Source organism: Flavisolibacter ginsenosidimutans (assembly GCF_007970805.1).
Lineage (GTDB): Bacteria > Bacteroidota > Bacteroidia > Chitinophagales > Chitinophagaceae > Flavisolibacter > Flavisolibacter ginsenosidimutans.
The window spans coordinates 4,987,780-5,006,511 of sequence record NZ_CP042433.1 but is presented as its reverse complement, the minus strand read 5'-3'; the positions used below and the strand labels follow the sequence as shown (position 1 = coordinate 5,006,511).

General features: G+C 47.4%; 15 protein-coding genes. 6 read left to right on the top strand and 9 right to left on the bottom strand.

Features of this window, described 5'->3' with window-relative positions; all coding sequences use genetic code 11:
* Window positions 1–177: 177 nt before the first annotated feature.
* Window positions 178–2,430, top strand: coding sequence for a phosphoribosylformylglycinamidine synthase subunit PurL (purL, locus tag FSB75_RS21400; protein WP_146791620.1), 2,253 nt, complete (start codon window positions 178–180; stop codon window positions 2,428–2,430).
* Here purL and FSB75_RS21395 read toward each other — a convergent pair.
* On the bottom strand, window positions 2,427–3,491 hold the full coding sequence (locus tag FSB75_RS21395; protein WP_146791618.1) for a hypothetical protein: 1,065 nt from the start codon (window positions 3,489–3,491) through the stop codon (window positions 2,427–2,429). The genes purL and FSB75_RS21395 overlap by 4 nt on opposite strands.
* A gap of 283 nt (window positions 3,492–3,774) precedes the next feature.
* Between FSB75_RS21395 and FSB75_RS21390 the strand changes: the two genes are divergently transcribed.
* On the top strand, window positions 3,775–5,424 hold the full coding sequence (locus FSB75_RS21390; RefSeq protein ID WP_146791616.1) for a CTP synthase: 1,650 nt from the start codon (window positions 3,775–3,777) through the stop codon (window positions 5,422–5,424).
* 147 nt (window positions 5,425–5,571) lie between these two features.
* Window positions 5,572–6,081: a GNAT family N-acetyltransferase gene (locus FSB75_RS21385; RefSeq protein ID WP_146791614.1), complete on the top strand. Its 510-nt coding sequence runs from the start codon at window positions 5,572–5,574 to the stop codon at window positions 6,079–6,081.
* Here the strand turns inward: FSB75_RS21385 and FSB75_RS21380 are convergent.
* From FSB75_RS21380 to FSB75_RS21360, 5 genes are all read right to left on the bottom strand, one after another.
* Window positions 6,060–6,680 (bottom strand): SprT-like domain-containing protein, encoded by a 621-nt coding sequence (locus tag FSB75_RS21380; RefSeq protein WP_146791612.1) that lies wholly within the window; start codon window positions 6,678–6,680, stop codon window positions 6,060–6,062. The genes FSB75_RS21385 and FSB75_RS21380 overlap by 22 nt on opposite strands.
* Entirely contained in the window at window positions 6,673–7,077 is a 405-nt protein-coding gene (locus FSB75_RS21375; protein ID WP_146791610.1) for a hypothetical protein, read from the bottom strand. Before FSB75_RS21375 ends, FSB75_RS21380 begins: the two co-directional genes overlap by 8 nt.
* Complete coding sequence (locus tag FSB75_RS21370; RefSeq protein WP_146791608.1) at window positions 7,074–7,289, bottom strand: AtpZ/AtpI family protein; 216 nt, start codon at window positions 7,287–7,289, stop codon at window positions 7,074–7,076. Before FSB75_RS21370 ends, FSB75_RS21375 begins: the two co-directional genes overlap by 4 nt.
* The gene (locus FSB75_RS21365; RefSeq protein ID WP_146791606.1) at window positions 7,273–7,689 is read right to left on the bottom strand and encodes a bactofilin family protein; all 417 of its coding nucleotides are present in this window, start codon (window positions 7,687–7,689) and stop codon (window positions 7,273–7,275) included. The genes FSB75_RS21370 and FSB75_RS21365 overlap by 17 nt, the downstream gene beginning before the upstream one ends.
* 83 nt (window positions 7,690–7,772) lie before the next feature.
* The gene (locus tag FSB75_RS21360; protein ID WP_146791599.1) at window positions 7,773–8,165 is read right to left on the bottom strand and encodes a hypothetical protein; all 393 of its coding nucleotides are present in this window, start codon (window positions 8,163–8,165) and stop codon (window positions 7,773–7,775) included.
* Window positions 8,166–8,282: 117 nt separating this feature from the next.
* Here FSB75_RS21360 and porW point away from each other — a divergent pair, with 117 nt between their 5' ends.
* The 3 genes from porW (at window position 8,283) to sucD (ending at window position 14,967) form a co-directional block, all read left to right on the top strand.
* Complete coding sequence (gene porW, locus FSB75_RS21355; protein ID WP_146791597.1) at window positions 8,283–11,372, top strand: type IX secretion system periplasmic lipoprotein PorW/SprE; 3,090 nt, start codon at window positions 8,283–8,285, stop codon at window positions 11,370–11,372.
* A 123-nt stretch (window positions 11,373–11,495) separates the two neighbouring features.
* Window positions 11,496–13,940 (top strand): penicillin-binding protein 1A, encoded by a 2,445-nt coding sequence (locus tag FSB75_RS21350; protein WP_146791595.1) that lies wholly within the window; start codon window positions 11,496–11,498, stop codon window positions 13,938–13,940.
* A 157-nt stretch (window positions 13,941–14,097) separates the two neighbouring features.
* Window positions 14,098–14,967, top strand: a complete 870-nt coding sequence (gene sucD, locus FSB75_RS21345; protein WP_146791593.1) for a succinate--CoA ligase subunit alpha — start codon at window positions 14,098–14,100, stop codon at window positions 14,965–14,967.
* Between the two features lie 363 nt (window positions 14,968–15,330).
* On the opposite strand, the gene FSB75_RS21340 is transcribed toward sucD, so the two are convergent.
* The 3 genes from FSB75_RS21340 to FSB75_RS21330 form a co-directional block, all read right to left on the bottom strand.
* Window positions 15,331–16,320: a bifunctional heptose 7-phosphate kinase/heptose 1-phosphate adenyltransferase gene (locus FSB75_RS21340; protein ID WP_146791591.1), complete on the bottom strand. Its 990-nt coding sequence runs from the start codon at window positions 16,318–16,320 to the stop codon at window positions 15,331–15,333.
* Between the two features lie 9 nt (window positions 16,321–16,329).
* Window positions 16,330–17,790, bottom strand: coding sequence for an APC family permease (locus FSB75_RS21335; RefSeq protein ID WP_146791590.1), 1,461 nt, complete (start codon window positions 17,788–17,790; stop codon window positions 16,330–16,332).
* Window positions 17,791–17,956: 166 nt separating this feature from the next.
* On the bottom strand, window positions 17,957–18,556 hold the full coding sequence (locus FSB75_RS21330) for an OmpH family outer membrane protein (RefSeq protein WP_146791589.1): 600 nt from the start codon (window positions 18,554–18,556) through the stop codon (window positions 17,957–17,959).
* Window positions 18,557–18,732 lie beyond the last annotated feature (176 nt).

Here is an 18,732-nt window from a genome sequence, read left to right as displayed (position 1 = left end):
CGTTTGGGTTTAAAGCGGCGAAGATAGAGTTTGGGGGTTGGAGTTTGAGATTGGCGAGATGAAATGATATCCTTTGCTTTCTCTTTCTTACTTCATCGTGCAGGAACAAACGCAGCAATAACGTTTCGAATAACACGAAACGCCAAACACCCTTAGCTTTGCCGCTTTCTAAACGTTATGGAGATAACCGCCAAAACCGCGAAAGACCTTCGCCTTACCGAAGAAGAATTTGAGCTCATCAAAACGAAACTCGGCCGCACGCCCAACTTCACCGAACTCTGTGCCTTCAGCGGCATGTGGAGCGAACATTGCAGCTATAAAAATTCCATCAAGTGGTTAAAGACCTTGCCACGCGAAGGCGGCCGCATGTTGGTAAAAGCCGGCGAAGAAAATGCCGGCCTTATGGACATTGGCGAAGGCTACGGCGTGGTGTTTAAAATCGAATCGCACAACCACCCTTCGGCCATTGAACCCTTCCAGGGTGCAGCCACCGGCGTTGGCGGCATTCACCGCGATATTTTTACAATGGGTGCACGGCCTATTGCCGCACTCAATTCACTTCGCTTCGGCAGTTTGGAAGAAAAGAAAACACAGCATTTGTTAGCCGGCATTGTGCACGGCATTTCTCATTACGGAAACTGTTTTGGCGTGCCTACCGTTGGCGGTGAAATTTATTTCGACGAATGCTATCACACCAACCCTTTGGTAAACGCCATGAGCGTAGGCATTGTGAAAGTTGGTGAAACGGTTTCGGCTACGGCCACAGGCGTTGGCAATCCTGTGATGTATGTCGGAAGCGCCACTGGTAAAGACGGCATTGGCGGCGCTTCGTTTGCGTCGGCGGAAATTACCGAAGAAAGCACAGAAGAATTACCGGCGGTACAAGTTGGTGATCCTTTCCAGGAAAAGAAATTACTGGAAGCATGTCTCGAAGTGATTCAAACCGGCGCTGTGGTTGGCATGCAGGACATGGGCGCTGCGGGCATCATTTGCTCCACTGCCGAAATGAGTGCCAAAGGCGAAGCGGGTATGTACATCGAGCTTGATAAAGTACCGATGCGGCAAACAGCCATGAAAGCCTGGGAATTGCTGTTAAGCGAAAGCCAGGAACGCATGTTGCTGGTGGTTGAGAAAGGACGAGAAGCCGATGTAAAAAAAGTATTTGACAAATGGGATTTGGAAAACGCGGTCATTGGTCACGTAACCGATGACGGCTTGCTCAGCTTTTACATGAACGGCGAGTTAGAAGCACAAATACCCGCACAAGAGTTGGTACTCGGCGGCGGCGCACCGCAATACGAAAGAGAAGCCCGCAAGCCAAAATATTTGGATGAAGTAGACCGCTTCAACATTGATTCGGTTAAAGAACCAAGCGATTTAAAAGCTGTTGCAGAACAATTGATTCAATTGCCCAGCATTGCCAACAAGCGCTGGATCTATCATCAATACGACAGCATGGTAGGAACGGTGAATACATCTACCAACACGCCAACCGATGCGGCAATTGTTTTGGTAAAAGAAACAGGCAAAGGCATTGCCGTAACCGTTGATTGCAACAGCCGTTTTGTTTTTGCCGATCCGTACAAAGGCGCGATGATGGCCGTGGCCGAAGCCGCACGAAACATTGTTTGCAGCGGCGGCGTTCCGCTTGGCGTAACCAACTGCTTGAATTTTGGCAACCCTTACGATCCCGAAGTTTATTATCAATTTGTACAAGCCGTAAAAGGCATGGGCGAAGCTTGCCGCAAATTTGATACGCCGGTCACGGGCGGCAACGTAAGCTTTTACAACCAGGGACCCGAAGGCCCTGTGTTTCCAACGCCAACGATTGGCATGGTGGGTTTGGTGGACGATGTTTCTAAAAAAATGACACTGGACTTCAAGCAAGCCGGCGATGAAATCTATTTGTTGGGCAATGTTCAAAACGAAATTTCTTCTTCGCAATACCTGAGCAAAATTTGCGGCATTGAACAATCACCCGCGCCGCATTTTGAGTTGGAAGAAGAATACAAGTTGCAGGAAGTTGTCAAGCAACTTATTCAGCAAGGCTTGATCCAAAGTGCACACGATGTAAGCGAAGGCGGATTGATTACAGCCTTGCTGGAAAAAGGTTTTCATCGCGGGTTGGGCTTCGCCGCGTCTACGGCAATTTCGGATGAAAGCCCTGTGCGCAAGGATGCTTTCCTTTTTGGCGAAAGCGGCAGCCGCGTGGTGGTATCGGTCAACGAAAAACAACAAGAAGAATTTCTGCGCTTCATTGAAAAATCGAAGCTTTCTTGCAATCGTTTGGGCAACGTAACCGGCAGCGATGTTACCGTGGACTATCAGAACTGGGGCAATATTGCTGATTGGAGAAAGTTGTATGACAACGCGATTGAAAAACATCTTGCAAAAGACACGGCACCGGAAGAAGCGCTCAGCATGATTTAATAAACTTCGCCGGTTTCCATGTTGACCTGAAAAGGCCTTGTTTCAAATTGTGGCTCTCTATCTAACAACCTACCCAATCCAAAACCGGCAATGCCTGATGCTATAGCTGTCGTTGAGTTTCCGTTTGAGATGTAAGGACGGTCCGGTGTGCGATAAGCCGACGTGGATCGCAGTGCGCCAATAAATTCAAAGCTGTTTCCACTTCTCTGGAGTCCGAAAAAATTATGACCCGTTTTGATATAGTAATTTTTCCCGTCGCAAAAGCCCCAGAAATTTGGCAACAATTCTTTTGTACTGTTATTGATGATGTATAGGTTGTCAATTTCGTTTCCCAACTCTACATCAAATTCAGGATAGGTTATCTTTTTATTTAAAAAATCGGAGAAGGTTAAAAACACACCTCGTGACATGGATAAATCTTGCAGCACAGGTTTGCGAAAAGCTTCCCGGTTGTAATTGTCGATCGCATCCTTTGTCAGTTTTGTTTTGGCCGAGGCAATCCGTGAAACGTTTATCTTTTGCAGTCGCGTAAAACAATCATCCAATGCATCAAGCGGGATTTCTTTCCCGTCTTTAAATACATCTACGTCATACGTTGAATCCACGCGAAACAGCGGTGTGTAACGCTCCGATTGTTCGGCGTAAACTTCAAGCTTTATTGTCAACACCCAAAAAGGCGTATAGCTTCCTTCCTGCATAAATTTTCGAACGTCTTCGGCGGCCGGTGGCCGCATCCAAAATTTTTTTACCACAACCAACAAGGATTGGTTTGCATCGGTTGAAAAACTTTCTTTTGGCGAAGAGTTTATCGTTTGGTTCAAGGCATTGGTTAGGCCGCCTTCAGGTTTCAGTTTCCAGTGTTTTTTCTTTTTGTCGAAGTAGCCAATTTTGGTGGTGTCAAACCGGCAATCAATAAAGTGCACGTTGTTGAACGGAAGCTTTTGGGAAAAAGAGGGACCGGCGAAGCGCACGGCCAAACTATTTTCTTCCTTGCCTTTGTCCTGCGCTTGTACGGTCATGCAAAAGAATAAAACAGTGCTCAGCAATATAGATTTGGTCATGCGCCAAAATAGAAATTTTTTACACCTTATCCACAAGCCTGTTAAAAAAAAAATCCGCCACAATATTTGCCGTAGGTTTGCATGACCTCTCCGAAGTTTTTCTTCAACCGGGTCGCAAAAACTGAACAGGATTACCAGACGTATAAGAGTGCGATCACGCCTTCGCTAAAGCTGCGGCGGACGCAGCGAAACAGACAGACGCTTCATCGTTATTCTAACCTCTGGTTCAAAAAACAAATCAACCAATCAACTGATTTACGTAGCAACTAAACAACCATATTCTATGGCGAAATATATATTTGTTACCGGTGGCGTAACCTCGAGTTTGGGAAAAGGAATCATTGCGGCCTCGCTGGCCAAGCTCTTGCAGGCAAGAGGCCTGCGGGTAACGATTCAGAAATTTGATCCCTACATCAACGTTGATCCCGGTACGCTCAACCCTTACGAGCACGGCGAATGTTACGTAACCGAAGACGGCGCCGAAACGGATCTCGACCTCGGCCATTACGAACGTTTCCTCAACATCTTTACCTCGCAGGCCAACAACGTAACTACGGGCCGCATTTATCAAACCGTTATCAACAAAGAACGCGAAGGCGCTTATCTTGGAAAGACCGTGCAAGTAGTGCCGCACATCACCGATGAAATCAAGCGGCGCATGTTGCTGCTGGGTCAAAAAGGTGAATACGATATTGTGATTACGGAACTTGGTGGAACGGTCGGCGACATTGAATCGCTGCCCTATATCGAAGCCGTGCGCCAGTTGCAGTGGGAATTGCCCGAAGAAGATTTGCTGGTGGTGCACCTCACGCTTATTCCCTATTTAAAAGCAGCGAAAGAATTAAAAACAAAACCCACGCAACACTCGGTAAAACAACTGAGCGAAAGCGGCGTGTTTCCCGATGTGATTGTGTGCCGCACCGAAGAGCCCTTGAACCAGGACATCAAGCGCAAGATTGCGCAGTTTTGCAACGTGCAGCCCGAAGCCGTGATTGAAGCGCCGGACGCCAGCACCATTTACGAAGTGCCGCTGCTGATGATGAACGAAAGGCTTGATTTGATTGTGCTGAAAAAGCTCGCCATCAACGGTTATAGCGCCCCGGATCTCGGACGCTGGAAGGAATTTTTAGACAAGCTAAAATATCCGAAAGCCCGCATTACTATTGGCCTCATTGGAAAGTATGTGGAGTTGCAGGATGCTTATAAATCCATTCTTGAAGCCTTTGTTCACGCCGGCGCAGTAAACGAATGCAAGGTGCAGGTTGCGAGCATTCATTCCGAATTTATCACACCGGAAAACGTGGCCGAAAAACTTTCCAACCTTGATGGTTTGCTGGTAGCACCGGGTTTCGGCTATCGCGGTGTGGAAGGAAAAATAACCGCGGTGCAATACGCAAGAGAAAGCGGTCTGCCTTTCTTTGGTATTTGTCTCGGTATGCAGATGGCCGTGATTGAATACGGCCGTCATGTGTTGGGCATACAAAACGCTCAATCAACCGAGATGGACCCCAACGCAGCCGAACCTGTAGTGGACATGATGGAAGAACAGAAAAAAATTACGGCCAAAGGCGGAACGATGCGCCTCGGCTCTTATCCTTGCGAGATCAAAGAAGGCACGCTGGCGCAAAAAATTTACGGCAGTGCGCAGGTGAACGAAAGACATCGTCACCGTTACGAGTTTAACAACAAGTACCTGCAACAATATGAAGAAGGCGGCATGATTGCTTCGGGCAGAAATCCTGAAACCGGTCTTGTCGAAATCATGGAAATTGCTTCGCACCCTTTCTTTATCGGTTGCCAGTATCACCCCGAATTAAAAAGCACGGTGGAAAATCCGCATCCTTTGTTTGTGCATTTTGTTGGTGCCGCAAGAAGGCACAACGAACAAAAGCAAGTGAGCAAGAATCCACTGTTGCAAAGCGAAATGATTTAGGTTGATTGAATCGTTGATCAGTTGATTGGCGAATAGTTGTACGAAAGCTTAAATCATTTCAACAAAATCGAAAAACAAATCAACGAATCTCTTCAGCCGTTGGCGTCCTCGCTAGCGGCTTTGTTTAAAATAGAAACAAGGTTTGAAATGGAAGAAATCACCGTTCGCAGGATTGAAGAAAAAGACAATGCTGCTATTGCCCGCATTATTCGAAAAACGCTGGAAGAATTTGGTGCAAACCACCCCGGCACGGTTTATTACGACGATACAACCGATGCGCTTTACGGAGTCTTTTCGGAAACACCGCGTTCGGTTTATTTCGTTGCAGAACAAAAAGGTCAGGTTGTTGGCGGTGGCGGCATCTTTCCTTCACCCGGCTTGCCATATGATACCTGCGAACTGGTGAAGATGTATTTGTTGCCGCAAGTCAGAGGCCTTGGGTTAGGAAAGAAATTCATTCAGCAGTGCATTGCATTTGCAAAAGAAGCCGGCTATAAAAACATCTACATCGAAACCATGCCCGAATTGCAACAGGCTATGAAGACCTACGAGAAATTTGGGTTCGAATATTTAAAAGCGCCAATGGGAAATACCGGGCACACGGGATGCAGTTTGTGGATGTTGCTTCGCCTTCGTCAAAGCACCTCCACTTCGTAAACAGGACTAAACAAATACACTCTTTTTGTTTTCACTTCTACGCAGCGAAAACGCTTTCGCAGCTTCTCTCCTTTTTGAAACACGCGGCCGTCGTGCGTTTGAAACAAAGCACCTTCGGGCAGGCTTTCTACAAACAAAGAAGCGCCGTTCTTTTTTTCATCGTACGTTTTCAATGTTCGCAGCAAGGCTTCATCGGCGCAAGACGAAGCCGCAGGATTGTGCAACGATTGCAGCAAGACGGTTTCAATATCCGCCGGAAACACATTGTGCTCGATGAATTGCGCAAGCAAGCCGCCAAAAATTTGTTTCCACTCTTTGCCGTGCGCCGAAACTTTGTTGCCAAATTTTTCAAACGTGAGCAAGTGCGCCAGCTCGTGCAGCAGCGTAATAAGGAAAGCAAATTGATTCAGGTTCCCGTTCACGCTGATGCGGTGCGTGTGTCCGCCGTGCCGGTGACGGTAATCCCCCAAAATACTTTTTCTTTCCCGCGCCACGGTAAGATGAACCTTGTATTGGTGCAGATAATGCATGACGGGTTCATACGTATCCGCCGGAAGGTATTGTTGCAGTGCCGACAGCGGCGCTTCTTTTTTACTCATTTGGCTTTTGGCGGAGAAGGCGGGTTAGAATGGAGACTTCCAAAAACGTGTAAACGAGGTAAAGTCCCATGCAAATAAAAAGGCCGGCTTTGTTCAGGCCTTTTTTATAAACGGCGATGTAAACAGAAGCGGCAATGATGGAGAGAAACATTTTGAACATGATGCTGCCGTAAACCGACCGCATAAAGACGTGCGGGTTTTTGTTTTGCAAGCCTTTCTCCGCAATCAAAAACGAAAAAAAAGTAATGGCAAAAAGAAAAAGATTGCCCACGATGACAACGTCCTGGTCAACGTTCCAACTTGTCAGGCGTGAACGCAGGGCTACCGCAAGTCCGTTTAAAATCACAAACAACAAAACGATGGGGGTAAATTCTCTGAACCGGTTTCGCAGTATCATTCTTTCTTTTTCGATGTGTCTTTAATCAGTTTATAAATCATCAGGCTTACGACAATCAACGGCAGTGCCCATACTAACAACGGGAAGGAAATTTTCAGCCACTTGTCGGCCTTGTAACCGGCGAATACGGCTATCCCAAGCGCCACAAGGATTTGCCCGCCCAAGCCGGCGTAACGCAGTAAATCGTTACCGGGATTAGTTTGCTTTTGCATGAATCGCTTCTCCTTCCTTCATCACCACCACGTTGCCCGCAGCGGCCGTCATAACGCTTTGGCCGTTAAAAACAGCGCCGTTTTCAATTTGCAAACTTAAGGCAGTGATGTTTCCCTGCACGTTGCTCTTTACTCGCAGGGCCGCCAAATCTTTTACGTTAATGTTGCCAACGACTTTACCGGCAATGTCGGCTTGCGAACCTTGCACGGTGCCTTCCACAAAGCCGTCTGGACCAACGATGACTTTGGCTTTGCTTGTTACGTTTCCGCGAATGGTGCCGTCAATGCGCAAATCGGTTTCGCTGGCCAGGTCGCCTTGCAAAACCGTACCGGCACTGATGAGCGTGGCGCTGTTGGAGATAAATTTTTCGGTGCTTGTGTTTTTGTCTTTACTGAACATAGGATTGGGTTTAACGTATTTGAGATTTACGATTTCTGATTTGAGAATTCTAAATTCCAATTTTCAACTTCCGACTTTCCTCCTCAGTCATTCACTTCTTCCTTTGGCAATTGTATTGCCGTTGTGTCAAGTTTCATCGGCACATCGCCGGTAAACACTTTGTGCAAGGCATCAATGTACTGCGCCTGCCGCGCCGTGGCCTTGTCCAGCGAATCGTAAGCATATTTCAATTGCCGGTATTCGCGGTCCACTTTTGCGCTTCCGTAGCCGGGAATATAGTACTTCACCGGCGTAAATACAATCAGCGCCACCGTTAATCCGACCAAGAGGACAAAAAGACTGCTCAGCGCCACGTACACACTTAACCGCGAAAGCTTAAACGTCACTACCTCTTCGTACGTGTCGTCGTTCATAATCACCAGCCGGTAGCGGTTACGCAAACGCTTAAGCGTGGTGCCCGCATCAAGTTTGGCCATAAGAAAATATTGTCCGGCGAAAGATAAAGAAAAATCCCCCTGCCCCTAAAAGGGTTTTTCTGCCTGCACATACTAAAACTTTTCTTTTTCTGTTTAATACCTTTAGTTTGCCACTGAATGAAAGCGAGAAGCCATATCTATACGTTGCTTGTCATCCTGCTTGTGAGTCTTTCCTACTTTTCACAGGCCCAGCCCGGCTTTCATGTGGACATTAAAAAGGACAAGCCTTTCACCGAACGCAAACTGAAATCCGAAAAAACCAGCGACGGCCAGTTAAAAACACCCAAGCGCATCTTTCAAAACCTCACGACCCGGTTTAATTATTATTTCAACGCTAATAACAAGTTCAATGAAATTATCGAGCGAGCCAAGATGCAACAAAAAGACGACTACTCGCAGCTTCTCTCCTTTTATCCTTATACACTTGAAGCCACTGCGGCCGACAGCACACAACTGGATTCGGTGATTTACAAATGCCGCACGGGCATTGTGAACCACGACCTGCGCAGCGAATGGGGTGATGATCTTTATCTTTTATGGGCTTCCTCCTGGCACCTGCAAAAGAAATTCGATTCGGCGTCCATGATGCTCCAGTTCATCAATTACGCCTACGCTCCGCAGGACGAATACGGTTACTACTCTTACATCGGCACGCACAAAGACGGCGCGCAGGAATTAAGCATTGCTACCAAAGAAGACAAAAAGTTTCTGCACAGCAACACCTTCAGTCGCAACAACGCTTTCATCTGGCAAATCAGAACGCGAATTGAAATGGGCGACATGGTTTCATCGGGAAGCCTTATTACTACGCTAAAAAGAGACCCTGCTTTTCCCAAGCGTTTGCACAACGCGTTAGACGAAGTAGAGGCTTATTGGTATTACAAACAAGGCCTTTGGGACAGTGCGGCGGTTCATTTAACAGCGGCTTTGGAAGGCGCAGAAACCAAACGGGAAAAAGCACGCCAGGAATACTTGATAGCGCAATTGTTTGAACGCAGCGGCAAGACCGGCGAAGCAACAAAGCACTTTGCAAAAGCCGTAGATCTTACTCCCGATCCGGTGCTTGATGTGTATGCCCGCTTAAACCTCGTTCGCCTGAACAAAGAAGGCGGCGACAACGCCATTGATAAAAACATCGCGGAGTTGCTGAAGATGGCCAAACGCGACAAGTACGAAGACTACCGCGACATTATTTACTATACGGCCGCGCAGATGGAAATGGAACGGGCCAACATTCCCGCCGCGTTGGAACTGTTGATGAAGGGCGCCAAATACAACAACGGCAACCTTGCTTCGCGCAGCAAAGCTTTTTTGCAATTGGCCGATGTCTCTTACGATCAAAAAAAATACATTCAAGCCGCAGCTTTTTACGACAGCCTGCAAGTGGCGGACCTTTTGCCAAAGGATGCCGAACGCGTAAACGGGCGCAAACCCGGATTGAAAATCGTGGCCGATAATTCAGCCGTTGTTACGCGGCAAGACAGCCTGCAACGCATTGCCGCCTTGCCCAAAGAACAGCGCGACGAACTGGTTAAAAAGATGGTGAAGCAATTGCGAAAGCAACAGGGATTGAAAGAAGATGCCGCACCTACAGCCGGAAGTCAACAACTCTCCGCTTCTCCATCCACTGATTTGTTTTCTTCGGCCGCAAAAGGCGACTGGTATTTTTACAATACGACTTCGCGAACGCAAGGCGCAGCGGAATTCAAGCAGGTTTGGGGCAACAGGCCCAATGTGGATAACTGGCGCCGCTTTGCCGTCATCAACCAACAGTTGCAAAACCGCACCGCAACAAACGGACGCGATGCAAGAAACCTGCAAGTTGCTGCGGCGGAAGAAACAGATCTCACGGTTGAAAGCCTTTCGGCAAAGCTGCCTACAACACCTGAATCTTTAAAAGCATCCAACGATTCCATCAAAACCGCACTGTTGAATTTGGGAGCCGCTTTTTTAAATGCGTTGGAAGATTATCCATCCGCCATCAACACCTTTGAAGAATACCGCAAACGTTTCCCCGACGGCGAACGAATGGACGAAGTGCTTTTCAATTTGTATTATGCTTACACCAAAGCAGGCAATACTTCGCAAGCCGCTGCCGTAAAAAAATTGCTGCTCGAAAAATATGCTTCGTCACGTTACGCAAACATTCTTGCCACCGGCAAAGACCCACAAGCAAAGGCCGAAGTTTCACCCGAAGCGACAAAGGCTTACGAAGGCGTTTACAATCTTTTTATCGAAGGCAAATTTGACGAAGCCGTTGCCGCAAAACGCGAAGCGGACAGTGTTTACAAAACCACGTTCTGGCAACCGCAATTGCTCTACATCGAATCGGTTTACTACATCCGGCAAAGGCAGGATAGTGTGGCAAAAGCGGAATTGCAAACCATCATCCGGCAAAATACACACGCGGCGCTTACAGAAAAAGCAAGAACCTTGCTCAGCGTTTTAAATCGCCGCAAGCAAATTGAAGATGAGTTGAATCGTTATCAAATTCAACCACAGGCAGAAGACAGCGTTGCCGCAACCGATGCAACCCCTGAATTAAAACGTCCCGATGTAGCCGCGGTAACGACATCGCCACCGAAGAAAGAGATGCCAACTGTGAAAGCTCCCGGCGAGCAAAAAGAAATTGTTACAGCAAAAACACCCGAAGTAAAAAAAGCAGATACCGTTGCGAAAAAACCTTTGATAGTAAAAGCGGACACCGTGAGCAAAAAGCCGCAGGTAAAAACAACGGATACGCTGGCAAAAAAAACAATTCCGAAAAAAGCCGCCGTTGATACGATTGTAAAGAAAAACGTGTCACCACCGAAGCCTGCTTCCATTTACACGTTTGCACCCGAAACGGCGCATTATGTCCTGATGATTTTAGACAAGGTTGATCCCGTGTTTGTCAACGAAGCAAGGAATGCTTTCTTCCGTTACAACCGCGAGAAATATTACGGCCAGCCTTTGGATGCACAAATACTTTCGCTCACGGCCGATGTAAAACTTTTGGTGGTAACCGGCTTTGCCAACGCAAGTGCTGCCACCGATTACGTTCAGCGGGCAAGAGCCGTGGCCTCAACCGAAATCATTCCCTGGCTTACGGGCAACAAATACACCTTTACCATCATCTCGGCGCCCAACCTCGAAATTTTAAAAGGCACAACAAACCTTGCCGAGTACAAAAAGTTTTTAGAACAATATTTGCCGGGCAAGTTCTAAGCAGTTCCAAATTCACAGTTCAAAGCTGGAGTCGTTAAATACAATGGGGCCGACTTTGAACTGTGAACTTTAGACTTTCAACTCAAGACTCTGAACTAATTTCACACCGCTAATTCAATTCACATGAAAAAAGGGTTTCGCATTTTTTGGATTCTTTTCTTTTCCGGTTTCGGCGCATTCGTCATCTTCATCATGCTTTGCGTCTTTGGCGTGTTCGGCAAACTGCCTTCGCTGAAAGAACTGGAGAATCCCAGCATCCTGCAATCATCCGAAGTGTTTGCCGCCGACGGAACCCTGATGGGCAAATACTACGTGGAACGCGGCAACCGCAGCAGCGTAGCGTATCGCGATATTTCACCGCACGTCATCAACGCACTTATCTCTACCGAAGACGAACGCTTTTACGAACATTCGGGCATTGATTTCAAACGAACGTTCAGCGCTATTGCATCGTTGGGTCGCAACGGTGGCGGCAGCACCATTACGCAACAGTTGGCAAAGGCCTTGCTTGATCAAGGATCAAAAAATAAAGCTTGGCGGGTGATTGAGAAATTCAAGGAATACATCGTGGCCATCCGTCTTGAACGAAACTTTACCAAAGAAGAAATCGTTGCGCTTTACCTCAATGCTGTGCCTTACGGCGACAACATTTACGGCATTAAAAACGCAGCCCGTACGTATTTTCAAAAAGAACCTTACGAACTCACGGTTGATGAATCGGCCTTGCTGGTTGGCTTGCTCAGAGGAAATTCTATTTACAATCCGCGCATTCATCCAAAAGAAGCCAAAGAGAGACGCAACGTGGTTTTGGGGCAAATGGTTCGCAATGAAAAGCTTTCGGAAGCAGAGGCAGCCCGATACAAAGCATTGCCCATAAAACTCAATTACAAAAAACTGGATCAAAACGAAGGCTACGCACCTTATTTCCGCGAGGTATTGCGCAATCAGGTAGCTGATGTTTTAAAGGGCATTAAAAACGCCGATGGCGAAGAATACAGCGTGTACAAAGACGGCTTGAAAATTTACACCACCATTAACCCGCGAATGCAGGATTACGCCGAAGAAGCCGTCGCACAGCAAATGCCCATCCTGCAAAAAGCACTTAACAGCCAGCGCAACATCCGAACCGGCTCCGTGTGGGAAGACCATCAAAACGTATTGGACGCAGCGATGAAGAACAGCGACCGCTGGCGGGCCATGAAGGACGAAGGCCTCGGCGATAAAGACATCAAGGCTACCTTTTATGTGAAAGTGCCTATGAAAATTTTTGCCTGGAATATAAAGCGGGAAAAAGACACCGTAATGACGCCGATGGACTCTATCAAATACCACCGGCAAATGATGCAAACCGGTTTCATTGCCATGGACCCCGTAACCGGCGAAGTGAAAGCCTGGGTGGGCGGCATCGGTTTTAAAACCTTCAAGTTAGACCACGCACAATTAGACGTGAAACGCCAGGTAGGATCAAGCATCAAACCATTGCTGTATTGCCAAGCCATTGAAGAAAGAGGCATGTCGCCGGAAAGCACGGTGATTGACGAGCAACAGTCGTTTGGCAAAGGGCAATTGGTACCGGCCACGTCAAAAAGCTGTACCGGTCGTTCAATGCCCATGGCTTCCGCGCTTGCCTACTCACGCAACTGTGCCACGGCCTACATCATGAAGCAGGTTGGGCCCGCACAATTTGCCAATTTTTTAGAACGCATTCAAATACCCACCAAAGTAGAGCCCTACCCCTCCATTGCGCTTGGCTCCTGCGATCTTTCGCTTTACGAAATGCTTTGGGGGTACACCATTTTTGCGGGCGGTGGCTTCTCAACCAAGCCTACCTTCATCACCCGCATTGAAGACCGCAACGGCAACGCCATTTACCGCACCAACATTGGTGCAAACCGCAAACAGGTAGTGAGCGAAGCCACGGCCTACAAGATGTGCAAGATGATGGAAGGACCTGTAACCGTGGGCACGGCCAAAGGATTAATGCAGGCTTTGGATGTAAAAGAAATGGGCGGCAAAACAGGCACCACCAACGACAACGCAGACGCCTGGTTTATGGGCTACACGCCGCAATTACTGGCCGGGGTTTGGGTGGGTTGCGACGACCGCTTTATTCGCATTGAAAGTGCACAAGGCTACGGCGGCACAGCCGCGAGGCCCATTTTCCAAGCCTTTTTTAAAAAAACGCTTGACGACAAAAACCTGGCGCTTGACAAACAAGCAACTTTCCCTGTGCCTGCCGATTTGCAAAACGAAATCACCAATGCCGACATTATGGAGATTATTCCGAAGGAAGATGATGCGCAGGGCGATAATCAGAACATGAGCGCCGATGATTACACGCTGGACACAACTTCGTATCAAAACATGAAGCCCGAATCGGAAAAACCGGTAAGTGAAGAAGACAAATCCAAGCCTAAGCCCGAGCCAAAAAAAGATACGTCAAATAAACGTTCACCCGCTATTGGTTCAGCGCCGGAAGCGCCAAAAGAAAAGAAGGGTTTTTTCAAAAAACTTTTTGGTGGCAATAAGGACAAAGACAAGGAGCAACAAAAGCCAAACGATTATTGAGAACTAAGATTCGCAGGATTTCAAAGTTTAAAACGGAATAATTCGTTCATCATAAAGAGAGTCGTTCAGACAAACCGGTTCTTTTTTATTTCTCGTCAATCCTTTTCATCCGATAAATCATAGTTCTAGTTACATTTGCCCCACTTCAAAATCACTTATGAGCATCCTCGTTAATAAAAATTCCAAAGTGCTCGTGCAGGGCTTTACCGGTACCGAAGGCACTTTTCACGCTTCGCAAATGATTGAATACGGAACCAACGTTGTCGGCGGTGTTACGCCGGGCAAAGGCGGTTCATCGCACCTTGATAGAAAAGTATTTAACACCGTTGCCGACTGTGTGAAAGAAACCGGCGCAAACGTCTCCATCATTTTTGTGCCGCCTGCTTTTGCCGCCGATGCGGTAATGGAAGCTGCCGATGCTGGCGTAGAACTAATTGTGTGCATTACGGAAGGCATTCCCGTGCAGGACATGGTAAAGGTGAAAGCCTTTTTGCAAGGCAAAGGCACGCGGTTAATTGGCCCCAATTGTCCGGGTGTGATTACCGCTGGCGAATGCAAAGTAGGCATCATGCCGGGCTTTGTATTTAAGCAGGGACGCATCGGCATTGTTTCCAAGTCGGGAACGCTAACGTACGAGGCAGCAGACCAAGTTGCAAAAGCAGGACTGGGCATTTCAACGGCCGTAGGAATTGGCGGCGATCCCATCATTGGTACCACCACCAAAGAAGCCGTTGAATTGTTTATGAACGATGCTGATACCGATGCCATCGTGATGATTGGTGAAATTGGTGGCGGCATGGAAGCCGAAGCAGCACGCTGGATCAAAGACTCGGGAAATAAAAAACCGGTTGTCGGTTTTATCGCCGGGCAAACCGCTCCTCCCGGCCGCCGCATGGGCCACGCAGGCGCTATTGTTGGCGGAGCAGAAGATACGGCCGAAGCCAAGATGAAGATCATGAGCGAGTGTGGCATTCACGTCGTTTCAAGCCCGGCAGATATTGGAAAAACAATTGCGGAAATTATGTAAGCCACCAGCTTTCAGAAGTCAGCTATCGGCTTTGGGCAGCGTCAAACAGAATACACTTGACGAGATAAAAGCCGAACGCTGATGGCCGAACGCCGACAGCTAAAATAAGTGAGGCCCTTCTAAAGCGAAGGGCCTCGTTGCAATCAATAAGGACGAATTAGACTGCAACATACAGTCGAATCCGGATAAGGTTATGTGTAGTCTTTCATAAAGGCAAAATATAGACGATAAAGGAGCAAAAAACGTTTAGCAGAAGGATGGTAAAATATCGTTAAGGGAACGGCCGCAACGACCTGCGCAAACGCAGAAGCAGCGAGGATTTTAGCAAAAGCACAGGCTAATTTTTTTCTCAACGCCAGACCATCAGCTAAGCAGCAGTTCGCACTCGTGCAAAAGCTTGAGTTTATCAATGGCGGCCGTTCCCACTTCTTCGCAAACAAGGCCGCCGGCAATGTTGGCAATTTCAGCCATGAGGTAAGGATTTTGCTTCACGGCATAAACAAGGCTTGCCACCGCAATTACCGTGTCGCCGGCACCGGAAACATCGGCAATGCTGCGCAGGTGCGAAGGAATGATGGCAGCGCTATCCTCCTCCTGATAAAACACGCCTTTTTCCGATAACGTGATGAATGAAATGCGGTGATGCAAAAAATTTTGCAAGTTGTGGTGAATGTCTTTCAACAAGGGAAGTTGCGCATCTACGTGTAAGTAATTCAAAGCCTCTTTTACTTCTTTCAAATTGGGTTTGAAGATGTCAACACCCTTAAACGCAAAAAAGTTTTTCCGCTTTGGATCAACGGCGGTTATAATGCCCGCTTCCTTGCACAAAGCAATGACGGAATGAATGACATTCTCGGTTAGTACGCCTTTGTTATAGTCTTCCAAAATAACCACTTGCGGCTTTTCCGTTGCAATAAAACGCTGAAAATTTTGCAGCAGGTGCTCCTCATCTTCTGTTGTAAGATCATTGGTGATCTCCGCATCAAGCCGCATCATTTGCTGGTTGCGGCTAATGACGCGGGTTTTGTTGGTGGTAATCCGGCTTTCGCTTTGGAAGCAATAACCCGTGTTGATGCCGCTGGCGGCGAACAACTGGTTCAGGCACTGCGCATCGTCGTCGTCGCCGGTTACCGAAAGCACAAAAGCTTTTGCGCCCAGCGCCTGAAGATTCAGGGCAACGTTTCCGGCGCCGCCGATGCGCTGCTCTTTTTTGTGCAGCGAAACCACGGGCACAGGTGCTTCGGGAGAGATGCGTTCAACAGCGCCCCACATGTAGGTGTCAAGCATTACATCACCCACTACGCCTACCTTAACCGATGCAAAATCATCGAACAACTGCGTTACGTTTTCCATGAAGACGGCCTATTTTTTTCGGGAGGCCAAAGCAACGAAATAAATGGGAATTCCAAGGAGAACAATGATCAAACCCGGCCAGGTGTATTGTGGTTTGTAAATGATCAGCAGCAAACAAAATGAGATGCCCATCAAAATATACAGCGCGGGAAGCACGGGATAACCAAAGGCTTTGTAAGGCCTGTTTGCGTTGGGCTGTTTTTTGCGAAGAATAAAAACACCAAGAATGGTCAGCACATAAAACAACACCACCACAAATGAAACCATGTCAAGCAGGTTGCCGTATTGGCCGCTCAGGCAAAGCGCACAAGCCATAGCGCATTGAATCCACAGTGCAAATTCGGGAACGGCGGCTTTGTTTAACCTGCCGGTTTGCTTAAAAAACAATCGGTCTTTTGCCATTGTGTAATACACACGTGCGCCGGCCAGGATCAATCCATTGTTGCAACCGAAAGTGGAAACCATAATCAGCAAGGCAAGAATCGTAGTTCCAATCGCACCAAAAATTTCGTTTGCCACGGACAGCGCAATGCGGTTGTCCTTTGCAAAAGCCAGTTGCTCTAATGGCAATACCGAAACATACATCAGGTTTGCAGCCACGTAAATAACCGTTACGATAAGTGTTCCAAGAAAGAGGCTTAAGCCAATGTTGCGCTGAGGGTTCTTTACTTCTCCCGCAATAAAGGTTACGTTGTTCCATGCATCGGAACTGAAAATGCTGCCGACCATTGCCGAAGCAATAGCGCCCAATGCCGCCGTGCCAATCAGCGGCGTCCAGCTATTGGCCGTGCTTTTGGGATCAATCCGGGAGATGTGTTGTTTCATGATCCACGCATCCTGCCAGTTTGTTTGCCAGATAAATGCTTTGGCCGCAAGAAAACCAAAGATGATTAAACCGAACAAGGCAAGCAGTTTTGCCGACGTGAAGGTTGTTTGAATAATCTTGCCTCCTTTGATACCTTTTGTATTGATGTAGGTTAGCAAAACAATTAAGGCAATTCCCACCAATTGCGCTGCGGAAATTTTGAAGCCTGCCGCACTGCCGATTAAAATATTACCGTCGCCAAGCGAAGGAACGAGGTAACCGAGAAACTTTCCGAAAGCCACGCCTACAGCCGCAATAGTTCCGGTTTGAATAACGGCGAAAAAACTCCAGCCGTACAAGAAACCAACAAAGGGATTGTATGCCTCACGCAAGTAAACGTATTGGCCTCCGGCTTTTGGAAACATGGCGCTTAATTCACCGTAACTTAAAGCAGCGGTTAACGTCATAAATCCGGTAATGAGCCACGCGCCGATCAGCCATCCGGCAGAGCCCAAATCTTTCAGCATGTCGGCGCTTACAATAAAAATTCCCGAACCAATCATGGAGCCGGCAACAATCATCGTGGCATCGGTTAAGCCCAGCGAACGTTTAAAGGATTTGTCTTCGGCGATGGCTTCAACCGGTGTGAGAATTTCCTCTGTCATGCGGTGGATTTTTGGGGAAGATACAGGCGACAATGTAGAATGTAAAATGTAAAATGCAAAATATAAAAGGAAGCAAGGCCGCTATGATTTTTCACTGCTCAAAACGCAAAACGGCCTCGCGTTAGAGCGAAGCCGTTTTGCGTTTAATATTTTATGTTCTACGTTTTTATTTCTTCTTGTATTGTTCGTTTAATCCTTTTACCACGTCGGCCGTAATGTCGTAGCTGCTGTCGCGGTAAAACATAAAGCCGGGCTCGTAAGCAAGAATGTAGGTGTAACCGCGGCTTTTGTTGTATTCTTTTAAAAACTCTTCTACCTTGTCTTTCACCTGCTGCGTTTTGCGTACGGACAAATCCTGAAGGCGTTGTTCCATTTGCTGCTTCTCGGCAGAAAAGCGTTGTTGTAATTGCAGCATTTCGCGGTTGGCCTTGTCGGATTCAATAGAAGACATGCCGGCTTTCGCCTGGCTTTGGTATTGCGTGAATTTATCGTTATAGGCTTTTTGCATGCGGGCCAATGCGTTGTTTAAATTCTCTTCTTCCTTGCTTAATTCGGCACGCACGTCTTTTACCATCTGAAAAGAATTGTTGATGGAGTCCATCTCGAAATAAGCAATCCGCACACCGCCTTTTGGAACCGGGTCAGCCGTATTTATCGCCGCCACTTTTGTCTGTTCTGTTTTTTTACCGGAAGAAAAATGCAAGTAAAAAAGTACGGCCACGGCCATCAACAACACCACATTCAAAGCGAGAGAAACATTCTTCATGCAGCAAAAAATTTGTGAACGAAAATAAACGTTGCAAGGCGTTTGGAAACGTTAAAAGGAACCGCGGATAACAGTGATTTTTGTAAGGATTGTCAAGATTAATTTAAGCGTCACAATCATTTCTCTTGCTAATCGACCGTTGGGTTTAGGCGAATAGAATTTTCTTATATAGCTCT

Coding starts and splice junctions, on each gene's coding strand:
- purL (WP_146791620.1), top strand. CDS start 178: ATGGAGATAACCGCCAAAACCGCGAAAGACCTTCGCCTTACCGAAGAA.
- FSB75_RS21395 (WP_146791618.1), bottom strand. CDS start 3,491: ATGACCAAATCTATATTGCTGAGCACTGTTTTATTCTTTTGCATGACC.
- FSB75_RS21390 (WP_146791616.1), top strand. CDS start 3,775: ATGGCGAAATATATATTTGTTACCGGTGGCGTAACCTCGAGTTTGGGA.
- FSB75_RS21385 (WP_146791614.1), top strand. CDS start 5,572: ATGGAAGAAATCACCGTTCGCAGGATTGAAGAAAAAGACAATGCTGCT.
- FSB75_RS21380 (WP_146791612.1), bottom strand. CDS start 6,680: ATGAGTAAAAAAGAAGCGCCGCTGTCGGCACTGCAACAATACCTTCCG.
- FSB75_RS21375 (WP_146791610.1), bottom strand. CDS start 7,077: ATGATACTGCGAAACCGGTTCAGAGAATTTACCCCCATCGTTTTGTTG.
- FSB75_RS21370 (WP_146791608.1), bottom strand. CDS start 7,289: ATGCAAAAGCAAACTAATCCCGGTAACGATTTACTGCGTTACGCCGGC.
- FSB75_RS21365 (WP_146791606.1), bottom strand. CDS start 7,689: ATGTTCAGTAAAGACAAAAACACAAGCACCGAAAAATTTATCTCCAAC.
- FSB75_RS21360 (WP_146791599.1), bottom strand. CDS start 8,165: ATGGCCAAACTTGATGCGGGCACCACGCTTAAGCGTTTGCGTAACCGC.
- porW (WP_146791597.1), top strand. CDS start 8,283: ATGAAAGCGAGAAGCCATATCTATACGTTGCTTGTCATCCTGCTTGTG.
- FSB75_RS21350 (WP_146791595.1), top strand. CDS start 11,496: ATGAAAAAAGGGTTTCGCATTTTTTGGATTCTTTTCTTTTCCGGTTTC.
- sucD (WP_146791593.1), top strand. CDS start 14,098: ATGAGCATCCTCGTTAATAAAAATTCCAAAGTGCTCGTGCAGGGCTTT.
- FSB75_RS21340 (WP_146791591.1), bottom strand. CDS start 16,320: ATGGAAAACGTAACGCAGTTGTTCGATGATTTTGCATCGGTTAAGGTA.
- FSB75_RS21335 (WP_146791590.1), bottom strand. CDS start 17,790: ATGACAGAGGAAATTCTCACACCGGTTGAAGCCATCGCCGAAGACAAA.
- FSB75_RS21330 (WP_146791589.1), bottom strand. CDS start 18,556: ATGAAGAATGTTTCTCTCGCTTTGAATGTGGTGTTGTTGATGGCCGTG.